1 tRNA gene is annotated in these 291 nt (G+C 47.1%); it reads right to left on the reverse strand.

Going from position 1 to position 291, the window contains the following annotated elements:
* Nucleotides 1-35: 35 nt before the first annotated feature.
* A tRNA-Glu gene (locus tag H5084_RS19370) sits at nucleotides 36-111 on the reverse strand.
* Between the last annotated feature and the right edge of the window lie 180 nt (nucleotides 112-291).

Below are 291 nucleotides of genomic sequence, written 5' to 3' on the forward strand. Positions count from 1 at the left end.
CAGTTATTAAGTGACTTTAGATTCTAGAATAGTGTTGGTATCCCCAAGGGGATTTGAACCCCTGTTACCGCCGTGAAAGGGCGGTGTCCTAGGCCTCTAGACGATGGGGACCCGGAACTATTTTTGCGCTTTATCATTCTAATCAAACAATCTGTGTGGGCACTCGTTGCTCCGACGCACATTTGCTACGCAAATCTACTCTCGGGTTAAGTTTTTGCTACGCAAATACTTAATGTGTGTTTCTTTACGTAAGGAGGTGATCCAGCCCCAGGTTCCCCTAGGGCTACCTTG

The sequence above is a fragment of the Psychromonas sp. SR45-3 genome (genome assembly GCF_014163575.1).
Classification (GTDB): Bacteria; Pseudomonadota; Gammaproteobacteria; order Enterobacterales; family Psychromonadaceae; genus Psychromonas; species Psychromonas arctica.